1 tRNA gene is annotated in these 418 nt (G+C 42.8%); it reads right to left on the reverse strand.

The features are described from left to right. Positions 1 to 247: 247 nt before the first annotated feature. Positions 248 to 323: transfer RNA gene (locus tag CHI14_RS29580), tRNA-Ala, on the reverse strand. Positions 324 to 418: the final 95 nt, after the last annotated feature.

Genomic DNA, 418 nt, shown 5'->3' on the forward strand with positions numbered 1-418 from the left:
GCTCCGGTTTCGATTTCTCACTTCCCTTGGTTTGCTTGCGCAAATCCAAAAGTCATTCCAATTCGATACCATCGCAAAGCAGTTTTCACTATTTATTGAAACTTGTTTTAACACAAGTTCAGCTAGGATGATTGTTGATCGGTCACTTGAACCGAACAAGCATTCATCCCTAAAAGGAATGTTCTAATTCGCAATTTTCGTTTCGATATCTAGTTTTCAAAGAACAAGCTAAATAGACGAAATTCTTTGGTGGAGCCAAGCGGGATCGAACCGCTGACCTCCTGCTTGCAAGGCAGGCGCTCTCCCAGCTGAGCTATGGCCCCTCAAATTCCATCAAAACTGAACAAATGGATAAGTAACGATGTTGCTGTCGCAGGTTCAGTGAACCTGCTAATTTGAATGTTTCCGCTATGGGAAA

Origin of the sequence: Paenibacillus sp. 7516 (genome assembly GCF_002272715.1) — a bacterium.
In the GTDB taxonomy this organism is placed as follows: domain Bacteria; phylum Bacillota; class Bacilli; order Paenibacillales; family Paenibacillaceae; genus Paenibacillus; species Paenibacillus illinoisensis_A.